13 protein-coding genes are annotated in these 17,485 nt (G+C 65.7%); 11 read left to right on the plus strand and 2 right to left on the minus strand.

The features are described from left to right. The first annotated feature begins 127 nt into the window (after positions 1-127). The 5 genes from Q0030_RS34440 to Q0030_RS34460 all read left to right on the plus strand — a co-directional run bounded on the left by Q0030_RS34440 (position 128) and on the right by Q0030_RS34460 (position 7,882). On the plus strand, positions 128-1,891 hold the full coding sequence (locus Q0030_RS34440; RefSeq protein ID WP_298377643.1) for an ABC transporter ATP-binding protein: 1,764 nt from the start codon (positions 128-130) through the stop codon (positions 1,889-1,891). 96 nt (positions 1,892-1,987) lie between these two features. Continuing rightward, entirely contained in the window at positions 1,988-4,189 is a 2,202-nt protein-coding gene (locus Q0030_RS34445) for an amylo-alpha-1,6-glucosidase (RefSeq protein WP_298377645.1), read from the plus strand. Between the two features lie 48 nt (positions 4,190-4,237). After that, positions 4,238-4,771 carry a PRC-barrel domain-containing protein gene (locus Q0030_RS34450; RefSeq protein ID WP_298377647.1) on the plus strand — a complete coding sequence of 178 codons (534 nt, stop codon included), beginning with the start codon at positions 4,238-4,240 and terminating at the stop codon, positions 4,769-4,771. A gap of 130 nt (positions 4,772-4,901) precedes the next feature. Continuing rightward, positions 4,902-6,098, plus strand: coding sequence for an MFS transporter (locus Q0030_RS34455; protein ID WP_298377649.1), 1,197 nt, complete (start codon positions 4,902-4,904; stop codon positions 6,096-6,098). A 245-nt stretch (positions 6,099-6,343) separates the two neighbouring features. Continuing rightward, complete coding sequence (locus tag Q0030_RS34460; RefSeq protein WP_298377778.1) at positions 6,344-7,882, plus strand: L,D-transpeptidase; 1,539 nt, start codon at positions 6,344-6,346, stop codon at positions 7,880-7,882. Between the two features lie 79 nt (positions 7,883-7,961). Here Q0030_RS34460 and Q0030_RS34465 read toward each other — a convergent pair whose 3' ends face one another. Beyond that, the gene (locus tag Q0030_RS34465) at positions 7,962-9,020 is read right to left on the minus strand and encodes a class I SAM-dependent methyltransferase (RefSeq protein ID WP_298377652.1); all 1,059 of its coding nucleotides are present in this window, start codon (positions 9,018-9,020) and stop codon (positions 7,962-7,964) included. A 189-nt stretch (positions 9,021-9,209) separates the two neighbouring features. Continuing rightward, positions 9,210-10,637, minus strand: a complete 1,428-nt coding sequence (gene glgA / locus Q0030_RS34470; RefSeq protein ID WP_298377655.1) for a glycogen synthase GlgA — start codon at positions 10,635-10,637, stop codon at positions 9,210-9,212. Between the two features lie 213 nt (positions 10,638-10,850). Here glgA and Q0030_RS34475 point away from each other — a divergent pair, with 213 nt between their 5' ends. The 6 genes from Q0030_RS34475 to Q0030_RS34500 all read left to right on the plus strand — a co-directional run bounded on the left by Q0030_RS34475 (position 10,851) and on the right by Q0030_RS34500 (position 17,446). After that, entirely contained in the window at positions 10,851-12,026 is a 1,176-nt protein-coding gene (locus Q0030_RS34475; RefSeq protein ID WP_298377658.1) for a CaiB/BaiF CoA-transferase family protein, read from the plus strand. Positions 12,027-12,143: 117 nt separating this feature from the next. Then, positions 12,144-13,685, plus strand: coding sequence for an ABC transporter substrate-binding protein (locus Q0030_RS34480; RefSeq protein ID WP_298377661.1), 1,542 nt, complete (start codon positions 12,144-12,146; stop codon positions 13,683-13,685). A 6-nt stretch (positions 13,686-13,691) separates the two neighbouring features. After that, on the plus strand, positions 13,692-14,642 hold the full coding sequence (locus Q0030_RS34485; RefSeq protein WP_097670383.1) for an ABC transporter permease: 951 nt from the start codon (positions 13,692-13,694) through the stop codon (positions 14,640-14,642). Beyond that, entirely contained in the window at positions 14,629-15,498 is an 870-nt protein-coding gene (locus Q0030_RS34490) for an ABC transporter permease (protein WP_298377666.1), read from the plus strand. Before Q0030_RS34485 ends, Q0030_RS34490 begins: the two co-directional genes overlap by 14 nt. After that, positions 15,495-16,481, plus strand: coding sequence for an ABC transporter ATP-binding protein (locus tag Q0030_RS34495; protein ID WP_298377668.1), 987 nt, complete (start codon positions 15,495-15,497; stop codon positions 16,479-16,481). The genes Q0030_RS34490 and Q0030_RS34495 overlap by 4 nt, the downstream gene beginning before the upstream one ends. Next, positions 16,478-17,446 (plus strand): oligopeptide/dipeptide ABC transporter ATP-binding protein, encoded by a 969-nt coding sequence (locus Q0030_RS34500; RefSeq protein WP_298377670.1) that lies wholly within the window; start codon positions 16,478-16,480, stop codon positions 17,444-17,446. Before Q0030_RS34495 ends, Q0030_RS34500 begins: the two co-directional genes overlap by 4 nt. The last annotated feature ends 39 nt before the right edge of the window (positions 17,447-17,485 follow it).

The raw sequence follows: 17,485 nt of genomic DNA on the forward strand, positions 1-17,485 counted from the left end.
CCAACGTTGCAAAATTGTCGCGCAGTGATGGCTGCATCAAGGAATCCCACCGCCGCCCTTCGCGTCATCGTGCACGAGAGTTTCGACTAAATTTTCTCGTTCACCTTCAACAGCTTTGCAGGACGTCATGGACCATCTGTCAGGATACGCGCATCGCCCGTTCCCCTTTGTGCTGCGCTATCTGCGCCGGCGGCTTCCGTCGCATGTTGTGATTTTGTCGGCCGTCGTCGCGGCAGTTGCCTGCTCGGTAGGCACGCAATACGGCGTGAAGAATCTGGTCGACGCATTGTCGGCGGGGCCGTCGGCCGCAAATGGCGTATGGCTGGCATTCGCTCTGCTCATGTCGCTGATCGCAGCCGACAACTTCCTGTGGCGGATCGCGAGCTGGACCGCGAGCTACACTTTCGTCAGCGTCAGCGGCGACCTTCGCCGCGACATGTTCCGTCATCTCACCGGCCACGCGCCGAGCTACTTCACGGACCGGCTACCGGGCATGCTGACCAGCCGGATCACGGCGACGTCGAACGCGGTCTACACCGTCGAGAACATGTTCGTATGGAACGTGTTGCCGCCTTGCATCGCGACCTTCGCCGCGATCACCCTGGTTGGAACCGTCAGCGTGACAATGTCAGCAGTGTTGATCCTGATCGCGGGAACCATGGTGGTGGCGATGTTCCGCATGGCCGCCGCCGGCCGGCCGCTGCATGACGACTTTGCCAACAGGGCCGCCGCTGTCGACGGCGAAATGGTCGACGTCATCAACAACCTGCCGCTGGTGCGCGCGTTCTGCGGCCTCGGCTATGAGCACGACCGCTTCGACGCGACGGTCAATCGGGAACTCGTCGCGCGCGGCCGTTCCCTGCGCTATCTCGAAAAGCTCCGCCTCGTTCACGCAGGCGTGACCGTCATTCTGACGATCGCGATGCTCGCCTGGGCGCTCTCGCTCTGGCAGCAGGGCCAAGCCACCACCGGCGACGTCGTGCTGGTCTGCACCCTCGGCATCTCGATCCTCAGCGCCACCCGCGATCTCGCCGTTGCGCTGGTCGACGTCACCCAGCATGTCGCTCGCCTGACCGAGGCGCTGGCGACGCTGTTGCAGCCGCACGAGCTGAAGGACCATCCGGAAGCCGAGGTGTTGGTGAAGAGCGGCGCGGCGATCGCCTTCAACAATGTCTCGTTCCGTTATCCCGGTGGCTTGCAGGTGTTCGAGCGCTTCAGCCTGCGCATCCAGCCCGGCCAGCGGGTCGGCCTAGTCGGCCAGTCCGGCGGCGGCAAGTCAACACTGTTTACCCTTCTGCAGCGCTTCTACGACGTCGAGCAGGGCAACATCACCGTCGACGGCCAGGACATCTCGCGGGTCACGCAGCAGAGCCTGCGCGCGGCGATCTCGGTGGTGCCGCAGGACATCTCGCTGTTCCACCGTTCGATCCTGGAGAACATCCGCTACGGCCGGCCGGACGCCACCGATGACGAGGTGCTGCGGGCGGCGATCGCGGCGCGGTGCGACTTCATCGAAAGCCTGCCGGAGGGCATGAACACCATCGTCGGCGATCGCGGCGTCAAGGTCTCCGGCGGCCAGCGCCAGCGGATCGCGATCGCGCGCGCCTTCCTGAAGGACGCGCCGATCCTGTTGCTCGACGAGGCCACCGCGGCGCTCGATGCGGACTCCGAGGAGGCGATCCGCGAGGCGTTGTCGCGCCTGATGCGCGGGCGTACGGTGGTGGCGATCGCGCACCGCCTCGCGACGCTGCGCAGCTTCGACCGCGTGCTCGTGCTGCAGGGCGGCCGGATCGTCGAGGACGGTCCGCCCGATATCCTCGTGAAGGGAAGGGGCCCCTACCGCGACCTGGTCGCGCGCGAGATGGGCCGCCTCTCCACCAGCGCGGCCTGACCCCGCGTCATCAAGCGCGTTCTTGCGTTCCGGTGCGTTCGTTCGAACCGAGAGTCGGGCCAAGAGTCGGCCTAAGCAAAGTCGCCAGAGGTTCAGATGGCAGCTGACGTCGTTACGCAGATCATCACTGCTCGCATCATTGAGCACGTCGCCGAATCGCCGTTCTACATTCCGATGACCGGGCCCGCGGCGCGGCCGCGGCGCTCGCTCAAGCATGACGACACCTTCATCGTGCTCGATAGCCACGGCGATATCGGTGCCTCGGCCGGCGGGCCGGACGGCCTGTTCAATGCCGATACGCGCTACCTCGCGCGGCTGGAGATGGTGCTGGAGGACGTGCAGCCGCTGCTGCTCGGCTCCAACATGCGCGACGACAATTCGGCGCTGACGGTCGATCTCACCAACTCCGACGTCTATCGCGACGGCCGTCTGACCTTGCAGAAGGATACGCTGCACATCGTGCGCTCGATCTTCCTGTGGCGCGGCACCGCCTATCAGCGCATCGGCCTGCAGAACCACGGCGATCTTGCCGCAAGCTTCGATCTCACGCTGCGGTTCGACAATGATTTCGCCGATCTGTTCGAGGTGCGCGGCGAGCGGCGGCCGCGGCGGGGCATCGGCTCGAGCAAGCTGCTCGGCCCGACTGACGTCGTGCTGGAATATTGTGGGCTCGACGAGCAGACGCGGATCACCGCGCTGCATTTCGATCCGCGGCCGACCCGGCTGTCGGTCAACACCGCGACCTATCATTTCGATCTCGAGCCGGGGCAGGCGACGTCGCTGTTCGTCGCGGTCTCCTGCAACAAGCCGATCATGCACAAGCCGGTGCCGTTCTTCCGCGGGCTGCTGGCGCATCGCCGCGAGATGCGGAATTCGTCGGCCGGCGCGGCCAGCATCGAGACCTCGAACAACATCTTCAACGAGGTGCTGTGCCAGGCGATGGCCGACCTCAACATGCTGATGACGGAGACGCCGCAGGGCCGTTATCCCTATGCCGGCATTCCCTGGTATTCGACGACGTTCGGCCGCGACGGATTGATCACCGCGCTGCAGATGCTGTGGGTCGATCCGCGGATCGCCAAGGGCGTGCTGAAGCGGCTTGCGCTGTTCCAGGCCAAGGTGGTCGACCCGCTGTCCGATGCGGCACCGGGCAAGATCCTGCACGAGATGCGCGGCGGCGAGATGGCCGCGCTGCGCGAGGTGCCGTTCGCGCAATATTACGGCAGCGTCGATTCGACCCCGCTGTTCGTGCTGCTCGCCGGGCTCTATCTGGAGCGCACCGGCGATTTGGAGACGTTGCGTGAGCTTTGGCCGGCGGTCGAGGCTGGGTTGCAATGGATCGATGGCCCGGGCGATCCCGATCGCGATGGATTCGTCGAGTATCAGCGCGCCACCGAGGAGGGCTTGCGGAACCAGGGCTGGAAGGACTCCTTTGACGCCATCTTCCACGCCGACGGCACGCTTGCCGAAGGCAATATCGCGCTGGCGGAAGTGCAGGGCTATGTGTTCGCCGGCAAGCAGCTTGCCGCGCGGGCGGCACGCAAGCTCGGCTTTGTGGACAAGGCGTCGAGGCTGGAGGCCGAGGCCGAGCGGCTGCGCGAGCGGTTCGAGGCGGCGTTCTGGTGCGAGGAGCTCGGTACCTATGCGCTTGCGCTCGACGGCGCCAAGCAGCCGTGCAAGGTGCGCACGTCGAATGCCGGACAGACGTTGTTTTCCGGCATGGTGCGCGAGGACCGCGCGCGACGGGTTGCCGCCGACCTGATGAGCCAGAAATTCTTCTCGGGCTGGGGCATCCGCACCGTCGCCGCGGGCGAGGCGCGCTACAACCCGATGTCCTATCACGACGGCTCGATCTGGCCGCACGACAATGCGCTGATCGCGCTCGGCTTCGCCCGCTACGGCCTGAAACATTCGGTCGCGCATCTGTTCAAGGGCCTGTTCGATGCCGCGAGCTATATGGAGCTGCGTCGGTTGCCCGAGCTGTTTTGCGGCTTCCGTCGCGAGCGCCGGCGTGGCCCGGTGCTTTATCCGGTGGCCTGCGCACCGCAGGCCTGGGCAAGCGCGACGCCGTTCACGCTGCTGGAGGCCGCACTCGGGCTGGAGTTCGACACCACGCGCGGCGAGATACGCTTGCGCGATCCGCGGCTGCCGGAATTTCTCAACGACGTCGTGCTGCGCGACCTCAGGCTCGGCGCGTCCAGCGTCGATTTGCGGCTGCGCCGTCACGGCGACGAGGTGTCACTCGAAGTGTTGCGCACGCGCGGCCAGATCCAGGTGTCGATCGTGCTGACGCATTGAGCGTCGTCGCACGGCACGCGCGCGCCGGAAAATCGTGGGGAGAGGTATATGCGTCCGAGGATCATGGTGATGCTGGTTGGAGCGGCGCTGCTGGCATGCGCGGGTGTCCGCGCCGCTGACGACGAAGCTCCGGCGCCGACGTCGTCGCCGCCGGCGGCTCAGGCGACGCCAGCGACTCCTCCGCCGCCAGCAGCCGCTGCACCGAAGGAACAAGCCAAGGAGCCGTCGCCGCCGCCTTCGGTGACCGTGATCGGCGCGCGCGATGCGCACGGCATTCTCGGGCGCGACGTGCGCAGTTCCGCCAATGAGGACATGGGCCGCATCGTCGACGTCATCGTCGACCGCGACGGCAAGGTTCGCGCCGCGGTGATCGATTTCGGCGGCTTTCTCGGCGTCGGCAGCCGCAAGATCGTGGTCGACTGGAACGCGCTGCGCTTCGCCGGCGTTTCCAGCAAGAGCGACAGCATCACGCTGGACCTCAACAAGCAGCAGGTGAGCGCTGCGCCCGAATACAAGGAAGATACGCCGCTGATCGTGCTTGGCGCGGCCGGCAATCTTCATCCATGGGATTACGAACATTAGGGGGCTAAAGCTGGTCGCGCGTCCGAACTCTTCCGTCGAGACGGTTGGCGACGGTCGTGGCGAGCGATCAGCCGGCGGCACCAAAATTGTGCCGATCGTCTCCGATCAACCCGGTCCCGAGGAACCGCGCATGCCGTCGCGCGAGAGCCAGCGCGGGCTCGACTGGTTCATCTTCTTCCTCGCCGACGTGCAAACCGGCTTCGGCCCATTCATCGCGGTCTACCTGACGACGCAGAAATGGACCCAGGTCGAGATCGGCTTCGTGCTCTCGATCGGCGGCATCATCGGCCTGCTGGGCCAGGTGCCCGGCGGCGCGATCGTCGATGCGGCGCGCTCGGAGCGGGTCGTCGCGGGCTGGGCGGTGGCCGCGATCGGCGCCGCCGCGCTGGCCTACGCGCTCTGGCCGATCTTTCCGGTGGTGACGCTCGCCGCCACGCTGCACGCGCTCGCAAGCTGCGTGCTGGGTCCGGCGATCGCCGCGATCAGCCTCGGCCTCGTCGGGCCGCTGGCGATCGGCGAGCGGCTCGGCCGCAATGCCCGCTTCGCTTCGCTCGGCAGCGGCTCGGCCGCGGCGCTGATGGGCGCCTGCGGCTATTTCTTGTCGAGCCGATCGGTGTTCCTCGTGACCTTCATCCTTGCGATCCCGACGCTGCTGTCGCTGGCGCGGATCCGGGAGCGTGAGATCGACATCGCGCAGGCCCACGGCGAGGTGAAGCGCGAAGTTCCCGACAAACGAGCGACCAGTATCGTCGGTCTGGTGCGGCAGCGGTCGCTCCTGATCTTTGCCGGCGCGATGATGCTGTTCCAGCTCGCCAATGCCGCGATGCTGCCGCTGATGGCGGGCGTGGTGACGACGCGGTCGAGCCAATGGGCGCCGGTCCTGATCGCCGCCTGCATCATCGTGCCGCAGGCGATTGTCGCGCTGTGCTCGCCGTCGGTCGGCCGCAAGGCCCAGGCCTGGGGCCGGCGGCCGCTGCTGCTGCTTGCATTCGCCTCGCTGGTGATCCGCGGCCTGTTGTTCGCAACGGTGCGGGATCCCTATCTGCTGGTTATGGTGCAGATCTTCGACGGCATCACCGCGGCGATCTTCAGCGTCATGGTGCCGCTGATCGTGGCCGACGTGGCGTTCGGCAGCGGCCATTTCAACCTGGCACAGGGCATCGTCGGAACCGCGGTCGGCATCGGCGCGTCGCTCAGCACCGTGCTCGCCGGCTATGTCAGCGACAAGCTCGGCAGCAGCACCGCCTTCATGGGCCTGGCCGGCGTCGCCGCGCTGGGGCTGTTCATGATCTGGCTGGTGATGCCGGAGACGCGGCGGAGGGCATGACGCAGGCAGGTTTGGCCCCGCGGCGCCCTTCCTCATGCATGCGCCGTCATATATGAGTGATTTGCTGGCGGAACGAGCCGATAGTCCCGTGGATTAATCAATCCAAAATCGTGATCTGGTAGGGATCGACGCAGCGCGGGCAGGCATTTCGACCGAGGAATGGCATGAAAAATCGAACGACGACGGCGCAAATCACCGGAGCGATGCGGCGTTGGGGGCCTCCCGCCTTTGTGACTTTCGCGGCGATGGTCACACTTGCGTCATTGACCGGCGGCGCCGCGGCAAAGCAGCTGCGTCCTGCGGCAACGGTCGAGGCGACCGCGCCGCGCGCCGCGGGCGAGCCGATCATGGCGATCGTGTCGATCAAGGCCCAGAAGGTGACCTTCTACGACGCGGACGGCTGGATCTACCGCGCGCCGGTGTCGAGCGGCGTCAAGGGACGCGAGACGCCGGCCGGTGTCTTTGCGCTGGTCGAGAAGGACAAGGACCATCACTCGACCATGTACGACGATGCCTGGATGCCGAACATGCAGCGCATCACCTGGAACGGCATCGCGCTGCATGGCGGCCCGCTTCCCGGCTATGCGGCCTCGCACGGCTGCGTGCGGATGCCCTATGACTTCGCCGAGAAGCTGTTCGACAGGACGCGAATCGGGATGCGGGTGATCATCGCGCCGAACGACCCGGCGCCGGAGGATTTCACCCATCCGGCGCTGTTCGTGCCGAACGCCCAGGCCATCGCGGCTGCTCCGGCACGTGCCGAGACGCTGTCCCGCGAAGCCGCGGATGCTGCCAAGGTGGCCGACGAGGCAAAGAAGGCTTCCGTGGCCGCGACCAAGGAAGCTGCACTGTTCACACCGGCATCATTGCGCAAGCTGGAAAAGGCCAAGACCCGTGCCGACGCCGAACTTGCGTTCGCCGACAAGACGCTGGCCAATGCCAAGACCGACCAGGCCAAGGCGCGCGCCGAGGAGCTGAAGCAGAAGGCTGCCGCCAAGGCCGCGGAAGCGACGACGCAGTTCGAGGCGGCCCAGGGCGACGCCAAGCCGAAGCTCGACGCCGCCGCGACCGCAAAGGACGCCGCCAAGGCGGCTGAGACCAAGAAGGTCGACACCCAGAAGGCGGCGACCGAAGCGAAGCTCGCGCTCGAGCCGGTCTCTGTCTACATCAGCCGCGCGACGCAGAAGCTTTACGTCCGGCGCAACACCCATAAGCCATGGGCGGACGGTGGCGAGGTCTTCGATTCTAGCATCGAGGTTCCCGTCACGATTCGCGATCCGGACCAGCCGATCGGCACGCATATCTTCACGGCGATGGCGCGCAACGACACCGGCCTGCGCTGGACCGAGGTGACGATCGACGACGGTGACAACGCCAAGGACGCGCTCGACCGCGTCACCATTCCGCAGGACGTGCTGGATAGGATTGCGCCGACCGCCGTGCCGCGCTCATCGATCATCATCTCGGACGAGCCGCTGAGCGCCGAGACCAACTACCGCACCGAGTTCGTTGCCGTGCTGAGCAACCAACCCCAGGGCGGTTTCATCACACGCAAGCCGACCCGGCCGATGGAAACCGACGACATGGTTGCGAGCGGGGACGGTTTCGGCTTCTTCTCTCAGCGCAGCTGGAATCCCCAGTCTGGCACCCAATACGGCTATCCCCAATACGGCAATCCTCAAGCGCCGACCCAGTACGGTTCCCCGTATTATGGCAATCCGCAAGCTGCCAATCCGCGCCGGCGCGGCGGGCAATACTACTGGCAGTCGCAGCAGGACTGGTAGCAGGGCGCTGCCGCGGGATCAGCGAGCACTCTGAGCGCCGGACGGCGGTGTGACACCGCCGTCCAATCGCGTATCGCCGTTACGGGCGAGCTTCCAGGATCAGGTTGAACGGCGTTTCCGCCGCGCGACGGAAGCGTGAGAAGCCACCCTGGCGCGCCACCTCGCGCAGCCTGGTCTCGCCAGCCTGCGCGCCGAGTGCCAGCCCGACCTCCTGGTCCAGCGACGCCGGCGTGCAGATCATCGTCGACGCGGCGTAGTAGACCCGTCCGATCGGATTGAGGTTGTCCTCCAGCCGGTCGTTGGCGAACGGCTCGATCAGCAGGCAGGTGCCGTCGTCGGCGAGGGTGGAGCGGGTGTGCCTGAGCGCGCCGACCGGATCTCCCATGTCGTGCAGGCAATCGAAGAAGCACACCAGGTCATACTTGTTGGCTGGGAAGTCCTTGGCCGAGTGCGTCTGGAAATGGACGCGGTCCGACAAACCCGCCTCCTTCGCGGCCATCCGCGCCGCCTGGATCGAGCCGTCATGATAGTCGAAGCCGTAGAAGGTTGATTTCGGAAACGCCTCCGCCATCAACCGCGTCGAGACGCCGTGGCCGCAGCCGACGTCAGCGACAACCGCACCCTTCTTCAGCTTGTCGACGACGCCTTCGAGCGCCGGCAGCCACTCCTGCACCAGATAGTGCTTGTAGCTGGTGCGGAAGAAGCGGGCGGTGCCGCAGAACAGGCACTCGCTGCGCTTGTTCCAGCCGACGCCCTTGCCGGTCTTGAAGGCGTCGGTGATTTTCGGCTCGTCGAGAAACGTCGCGCCGACAAGGCTCCCCACGGCGCCGAGGAAGACCGGGCTCTCCTCGTCGGCGAGCGCGAGCGCCTGCTCGGGCAGCATCGAGAATTTTCCGGTCGCGCTGTCGTACTCGACGTAACCGGAAGCGGCCTGCGCGGAGAGCCATTCCTGAACGTAACGCCCGGCTGTTCCTGTTGCCTTGGCCAGGGCCGCCGCGTTCATCGGTCCTTGCTGCGCCAGAGCCTTGTAGAGCCCGAGCTTGTCGCCCAGCAGCATCAACGAGGCGTTCATCGCCGCGCCGACATCACCAATCATCTTTCCCATGAATGAATTAAGACGCTCCTCGTTGACGTCCATGATGTTCCTCCATCGCAATTGGGTTTTGCAAAAAGTCCATCATTGCCAATTTCATTGTGCGCTATCGTCCAGGCAGAAGGCCTTGGGCGCGGACATGATCGCACGAATAGGTTCGGCGGCGGAGGCTGAATGTCTCAAAGCGGCTGGGATGCCAGAGTGGCGACTTCACAAGCCTGCGAGGCAGACGCCTTACGCTGCTGCCCGCGGCATGATCAGTTTTTTGTACAGCGCGCCGTAGCAGGCGGCCGACAGGTCCCAGCTGTAGGACTTGGCCATCGCGCTGGCGCGCATGGCGTTGAGGCGATCCTTGGCGCGATAGGCGTCGAACGCGCGCCTGACGCCGCCGAGGAAGGATTCCGCCGAGGGCTGCGAGAACAGGAAGCCGGTCTCGCCGTCGGCGATGGTCTCCGCAAGCCCGCCGGTCTGGTGGCCGATCGGTAGCGAGCCGAAGCGCTGCGCATACATCTGGCTGAGGCCGCAGGGCTCGAAGCGCGACGGCATCAGGGTGAAATCGCTGCCGGCGAAGATCCGGCGCGCCTGCGCGTCATTGAAGCCGATGATGACGCCGATCGCGTCGGGCCGGCGCCGATGCGCGGCCACCAGCGCGTCCTCGATCGCCGGCTCGCCGCTGCCGGTGACGACGATTTGTCCGCCGTCCCTGATAATCTCGTCGGCCGCCGACAGCACGAGGTCGACGCCCTTCTGATGCACGAGCCGCGCAACCAGGCCGAAGATCGGCCCGCGCGAGACCGCAAGCCCGAACTGCCGGCGGACATAGTCGGCGTTGGCCTGCTTGCCCTTCCAGTCGCCGGCGCCGAACGGCTGGGCGAGCTGTGCGCAGTGGCGCGGGTCCCAGCTCTCGTCGATGCCGTTGAGGATGCCGGTCAGCTGGTCGGCGTCGGAGCGCACGCGCAGCACGCCCTCCAGCCCGCAGCCGAGCTCAGCGGTCGTGATCTCCCTCGCATAGGTCGCGCTGACCGTGGTCAGATGCGAGGCGTAGACGAGGCCGCCTTTGAGGAAGGACAGCTTGTCGTAGAACTCCAGCCCGTCGATGTGGAATGAGCTTTCCGGTGCGCCGATCCGCCGCAGCGAGTCCCGCGGAAACAGGCCCTGATAGGCGAGATTGTGGATGGTCAGGATCGATGGAATCCGCGCGCCTCGCCACGCGAGGTAGGCGGGTGTGAGTGCGGCCTGCCAGTCGTTGGCGTGAACGAGGTCCGCTGCCCAATTCTTGTCCAGCGTTCCGGCTGCAAGTTCGGCAGCGGCGGAAGCAAAGCGCCCGAAGCGGATGTCGTTGTCGGGCCAGTCGCGGCCGGACTCGTCGCCATAGGGATTGCCCGGCCGGTCGTAGAGCTGCGGACACAGCAGCACATAGACCGGCAGCCCGTCTTTGGTCGATGCGCGCCCGAGCGTGCAGGCCGGCATCTCGGCGAGAGCCGCGCATTGTCCAACGATTTCAATATGAGTGAACTGTTCGACCACGTCCCGGTAGCCGGGAAGCATGATCCTGACGTCGCTCCAGGGGCGGAGCGCCCGGGGAAGTGCAGCGGAAACGGCGCCGAGCCCGCCCACGCGGACGAAATCGTCCATCTCCGTCGTGACGAATAAGACCTTCAACAAGCGCCCTCGTTCCAGCCCGTGACAGGGCTTATGCAAGATCGGGTCCAATCTGCCTTTGAGTAAAATGCAAGACGGCCCGCGGTCCCGGTCTGGACGAGACGCTTTCCTGTCAGGGCGGCTCACTTTAGGGTCACGCCGCGCCGAACAACGGAAACGACGAAGCTGGAGGAAGCCTTGGCAACGACAATAGCCGCTGACGATGAGGGGAATTTGACACGGAGCTTTGACGGCCTTCGCGTGCTCGATTTTTCGACCACGATCGCCGGACCTCATTGCACGCGGATGCTCGCCGACATGGGCGCGGAGGTGATCAAGATCGAGCCCGCCGAAGGCGAGACGATGCGGACGCGGCCGCCGGTGCGCAACCATTGCTCGACGGCGTTCGGCCAACTCAATATCGGCAAGAACAGCCTCGTGCTCGACCTGAAGTCGCCGGCCGGCGTCGAAGCCGTGCGCCGGTTGATCGCGACCGCTGACGTGCTGGTGGAGAATTTCCGCCCCGGCGTGATGCGGCGGCTCAAGCTCGACTATGCGTCGATCCGCGACATCAATCCGAAGCTGATCTTTTGCTCGATCTCCGGCTATGGCCAGACCGGCCCGTCGGCGGAATTGCCGGCCTATGCGCCGGTGATCCATGCCGCCTCGGGCTACGAGATGGCGCATCTCGCCTACCAACCGGGCCGCAGCCGGCCGGATTATTGCGGCATCTATCACGCCGACGTGTTGACCGGGGTCTACGCCTTCGGGGCGATCTCGGCGGCGCTCTATCAGCGCGGTGCCAGCGGCAAGGGCCAGCATATCGACGTTTCGATGCTGGAATCGATGCTGAGCCTGACCCTGAACGAGTTGCAATGGTCGCAATTCGAGGTGAAGCAAACCCAGCGGCCGATGTTCGGTCCGATCGAAACCACCGACGGCTACGTGATGGTGGCGATCGCCAGCGAGAAGACGTTCCAGAACCTGATGCAGGTGATCGGCCGGCCCGAATGGGTGTCCGATCCGCGCTTCGCCAAATATTCCGATCGGCGGGACAATTGGGCCGGCCTGATGGAGGGCGTCGGGGCGTGGTCGCGCGCGATCAGCACGCAGGCCTGTCTTGCCGCGCTCAATGGATGTGGCGTGCCGTCGTCGGCCTATCGCACCGTGCGCGAGGCGCTCGCCGATCCGCAAATCGCCCATCGCGGCGCACTGGCCGAGGTCGAGGACGGCGGCGGCAGCTTCAAGGTGCTCAATCTGCCGTTCCGGATGTCCGGTGCTGCAGTCGGCGCGGCCAAGCGGATGTCGACGCTTGGTGAGCACACACGGTCCTATCTGAAGGAGATCGGGCTCTCCGACGATCAGATCGCAGGCTTCGCAGCGCAACCGGCAAAAACCGTGCGCAGCTAAGCCTGCGGCTTTTCATCCGTTTTACGGTCTTGTCGCGCGCGGCGATTCCGGACAAGCTGCCTCCCAACGTACGACGATCCGGAACACCGGACGTCGCCCACCTGGGAGGGAGCATCGATGAAGCTGGCCGGGCGCGCGCACGCAGTTGCGCGCATATTTCTTGTGGCGGGATTAGGTGCAGCGGCATTCGCTGCACCGGCGCATGCGCAGAAGCAGGGCGGTACGCTCACCGTCGGCCAGGAGCTGGACATCGCGGGCTTCGACCCGCTCAAGGTCGGCGTTTACGATACGTCGGCCAACACCGCGGCAGCCGCGATCTTCGACACGCTGATGACGCTCGACGAGAAGGGCGAGCCGAAGCCGAAGCTCGCGCTGTCCTGGGAGCATGCTGAGGACTTCAAGACCTGGACCATCAAACTGCGGCCCGGCGTCAAATTCCACGACGGCACGCCGTTCAATGCGCAGGCGGTGAAGGAGAATTTCGACCGCCAGAAGGATCCGGCCAACAAGTGCCGCTGCGCCTTCTACATCACCAGCATCAAGAGCGTGGATGTCATTGATGACCTCACGGTGCGCTACAATTTCAGCGACCCTGCGGTGAACTTTCCGGCGACGCAGTCGATCCAGAGTTCCAACAATGTGATGCAGTCGCCGACCGCGTGGAAGACCAAGGGCGATGATTACAATCGCAACCCGGTCGGCACCGGTCCCTACATCCTGAAATCCTGGAACGCCGGCGATCGCATGGTGCTGGAGAAGAATCCGGACTACTGGGACAAGGGCAAGCCGTACCTCGACCGCATCATCCTGAAGCCGCTGCCGGACGCGCAGTCGCGCTTCGCCTCGCTGCAATCGGGCGAGGCCGACATCGTCTGGGACGACGAGGCCGACGCCGACAACATTATCAAGGCGCGCAAGGACACCAGTCTAACCGTGCATACCTATGAAGGCTCGGGGGCTGCAGTCGCTGCCTTCAACACCAAGGTCCCGCCGTTCGACGACGTGCGCGTGCGCCAGGCGCTGGTGATGGCGCTCGACCGCAACAAGATGTCGCAAGCGATCACCAACGGACTGGCGCGGCCGGCCAGCAATCCCTACGGCGACGGGTCCTGGGTGAAGTGCAAGGATGACGGCGCGTTGCCCTTCGATGTCGAAAAGGCCAAGGCGCTGCTCAAGGACTACGGCAAGCCGGTCGAGTTCAAGATGCTGGTCACGGCGACGCCGCGCGGCCGCACCGGCGGTCAGGTGTTGCAGCAATTCTGGAAGCGCATCGGCGCAAATATGGAGATCGAGCAGGTCGATCAGGCGACCATTCCGCCGCGCGCCTTCATGCGCCAGTTCCAGCTCACGCCGTGGCGCATCGTCGATCTCGCCGATCCCGATCCGCAGATGTATGCCAATTTCCACACCGGCAGCCCGGTCGCGCTGGCGAACTACTCCAATCCGGAGCTCGACCGGCTGCTTGAGCATGCGCGAACCACCGCCGACGTCGCCCAGCGTACCGAGGACTATTGCGCGATCAGCCGCCTGATCAACAAGGAGGCGATCTGGTTCTGGACCTTCCAGAACACCTACTACGCGATCTCGAGCGTGAAGGTGAAGGGCGTGCCGAAAATGTTCAACGGGGTGCTCGACGTCTCCTACGCCTGGAAGGAATAGCGTTTCATGCTGTTCTTCGTCGCGCGCAGGCTCCTGTACCTGGTACCGGTGCTGATCGCGGTTTCGGTTCTCACCTTCGTGATCGCCTCGCTGTTGCCCGGCGATCTGGCGTACGTGATCCTCGGCGACCAGGCGACGCCTGAGAATGTCGCGGCCCTGCGTCACGACTTGGGGCTCGATCAGCCGATCTGGCTGCGCTATCTCGGCTGGCTGTGGCACATACTGCAAGGCGATTTCGGACGATCGTTCCGCACCGGGCAGACAGTGTGGCAGGCGGTCAGCGAGCGCGTCCCGGTCTCGTTCGAGCTGATGATCCTCGCCGAGCTGATCGGGCTTGCGATCGGCGTGCCGCTGGCGATCGCCTGCGCCGCCAAGGCGGGCTCCGCGTTCGACCGCTTCATGACCGGCTCGGCCTTCGGCATGCTGTCGGTGCCGACGTTCCTGTCCGCGATCCTCCTGATCTATTTGTTTGCGGTCGAGCTGCGCATGTTGCCGGCGACGGGCTACGTGCCGTTCACCGAGGACCCGGTCGCCAACCTGCGCTTCATGGTGCTGCCGGCGCTGACGCTCGGGCTCGCGGAATGGCCGGGCATCATGCGCGTGCTGCGTTCCGACATGATCGCAGCGCTTCAGGAGGACTATATCGCGCTCGCCAAGGCGAAGGGCCTGAAGCCGTCGCGCATCCTGTTCGTGCACGCGCTGAAGCCGTCGTCGCTGACCCTCGTCACCATCACCGGCATCAATATCGGCCGGCTGATCGGCGGCGCCGTGATCGTCGAATCGATCTTCGCATTGCCGGGGATCGGGCGCCTTCTGGTCGGCGCGATCTATACCCGCGACCTCATCATCCTGCAGGGCGTGGTGCTACTGGTGGCGGCGGGCTTCGTGATCATGAACTTCATCGTCGACTTGCTTTACGCCGTGCTCGACCCGAGGATCCGCCATGGCCACGCTTGAGCTCAGCCTCGACGAGACCGAAGCGACGCCGGTGCGGCGCAGGCGCCGGCTGGGCATGCTGTTCTGGTGTGCGATCGGCTGGATGGTGCTGGTGTTCGCGGTCGCGATCTTCGCCGACTTGCTGCCGCTGCCGAGCCCGACCGACATGGACATGCTAGAGCGGCGGGCGCCGATCTCGGCCGAGCATTGGCTCGGCACCGACGGCCTCGGCCGGGACGAACTGTCGCGGCTGATCTATGGCGCACGCATCTCGCTGATCGTCGGCCTCTGCGCACCCATGATCGGCGTCACTATCGGCGGCGCGCTCGGCATCCTCGCCGGCTATTTCCGCGGCCGTTTCGGATCCTTCGTGGTCGGCAGCATGGATGTGCTGCTGGCATTCCCGCCGCTGATCCTGGCGCTTGCGGTCACCGCCTATCTCGGCCAGTCGATCTTCAACCTGACCTGCATCCTCGGCGTGCTCGGCATTCCCGCCTTCATGCGGGTGGCGCGGGCGGCGACGCTGACACTGGCACGGCGCGAATTCGTCATCGCGGCGCAGGCGCTCGGTGCCACCCATGCGCGCATCCTGCTGCGTGAGCTGCTGCCCAACGTGCTGCTGCCGCTGCTCGCCTTCTTCCTGCTCGGCGTCGCCGTCACCATCGTGGTCGAGGGCTCGCTGTCCTTCCTCGGCCTCGGCGTGCCGCCGCCGATCTCGAGCTGGGGCAGCATGATCGGGGAGGGGCGCGAAAGCCTCGAGGTGGCGCCACAGCTCGCCTTCATTCCGGCGATCGCGATGTTCCTGACGGTGCTTTCGTTCAACCTGATCGGCGACACGATACGCGCGCTGACCGACCCGAGGCAGGGTGCGCTATGAGCGGCACGCTGCTTTCGGTCGAGAACGCGGTGGTGGACCTGCCGACACCGCGCGGCAATCTGCGGGCGGTCGATCATGTCGATCTCGCCGTCGGCTCCGGCAAGACGCTCGGCATTGTCGGCGAATCCGGCTGCGGCAAGACCATGCTGTCGCGCGCCGTCCTGCAGCTGCTGCCCAAGAAGGCCAAGCTGTCCGGCCGCGTGATGTTCGACGGGCAGGATCTCACGACGCTGTCGGCGGAGAAATTGCGCAAGCTGCGCGGCCGCTCGCTCGCGGTCGTGTTCCAGGATCCCATGACCTCGCTCAATCCGGTGCTGACCATCGGCACCCAGCTGATCGAGACCATCCAGGAACATCTCGAGCTCGATCTTGCCCAGGCCAGGCAGCGCAGCATCGAACTCTTGGCAGCGGTCGGCATTCCGGCGCCCGAGCAGCGGCTGACGCAATATCCGCATCAGCTCTCCGGCGGCATGCGCCAGCGCGTGGCGATCGCGATCGCGCTGTCCTGCGAACCAAAACTCCTGATCGCCGACGAGCCGACCACCGCGCTCGACGTCACGATCCAGGCGCAGATCCTGGATCTGCTGGCGCGCGAGCAGCAGCGCCGTCATATGGCGATGATCATCATCACGCATGACCTCGGCGTGGTCGCAGGCCGCACCGACGAGGTCGCGGTGATGTATGCGGGGCGCGTCGTCGAGCGCGCGCCGACGCCTGCACTGTTCAAGCAGATGCGGATGCCCTACACCGAGGCGCTGCTCGCCGCTCTGCCGAAGCTCGACGTGCCGCCGCATACGCCGTTGCCGGCGATCTCGGGACGGCCGCCCGATCCGACCCGGCCGCTGAAGGGCTGCTCGTTCTCGCCGCGCTGTCGCTATTCCGCCGGGCGCTGCAGCACGGAGAAGCCGCGGCTCAGTCCGGCCGAGACGCTGGAGCATCTCTATGCCTGCTTCCATCCGATCGCGGCGAGGGTCGGCCCATGATGTTGCAGGCCGCACCCAATCCGCTGATGAAGGTGGAAAACCTCGTCGTCGAATATTCGGTGGGGGGCAAGACCATCCATGCCGTCTCCGATGTCAGCCTCGAGATCGCGCGCGGCGAGACGCTGGGGCTGGTCGGCGAATCCGGCTGCGGCAAGTCCACGCTCGGCCGCGCCGTGCTGCAATTGCGCCAGGCCGTCTCCGGCAAGGTGGTGTTCGACGGCCACGATCTCACCACCCTGAAGGGCGAGGCGCTGCGCAAGATGCGCCGGCGCGTGCAACTGATCTTCCAGGATCCGATTGCCTCGCTCAATCCACGGCGGCGGATCGGCGATATCGTTGCCGAGCCGCTGGCGATCGCGGGTGTCAAGGATCCAGAGGAACGCCGGCGGCGCGTCAGCGAGGTGCTGTCGGCGGTCGGCCTCGATCCGGCGCTGGTGAGCGGACGCCTGCCGCACGAATTCTCCGGCGGACAGTGCCAGCGCATCTGCATCGCCCGCTCGCTGGTGCTCAATCCGGAATTCGTGATCTGCGACGAGCCGGTGTCCGCGCTCGACGTTTCAATCCGTGCCCAAATCCTCAATCTGCTGGAGGAGATGAAGGCGCGTTACGGCCTGACTCTGCTGTTCATCGCCCATGACCTCGCCGTGGTGAAGGCGGTCTCGGATCGCGTCGCGGTGATGTATCTCGGAAGGCTCTGCGAGGTCGGTCCGTCGGAGCAGCTGTTTGCGCGGCCGGCGCATCCTTATACCGCGCTGCTCATCGAAGCTATCCCGGTGCCCGATCCGGATGTCCGGCCGACCACGAGCGTGCCGGTCGGGGAGCCGCCGTCGCCGATCGCGCCGCCGTCGGGCTGCCGCTTCCGCACCCGCTGCCCGCGGGCCGATGCGCGCTGCGCCAGCGAGGTGCCGGAACTGCGCGTGGTTGCGCCCGGCCAGTTCGCGGCTTGCCATCATCCGTTGATCTGACTAGTCACGCCTCTGAATGGTGGCGCGTTGGCCTTCGAG

This window comes from uncultured Bradyrhizobium sp. (assembly GCF_947648125.1).
In the GTDB taxonomy this organism is placed as follows: domain Bacteria; phylum Pseudomonadota; class Alphaproteobacteria; order Rhizobiales; family Xanthobacteraceae; genus Bradyrhizobium.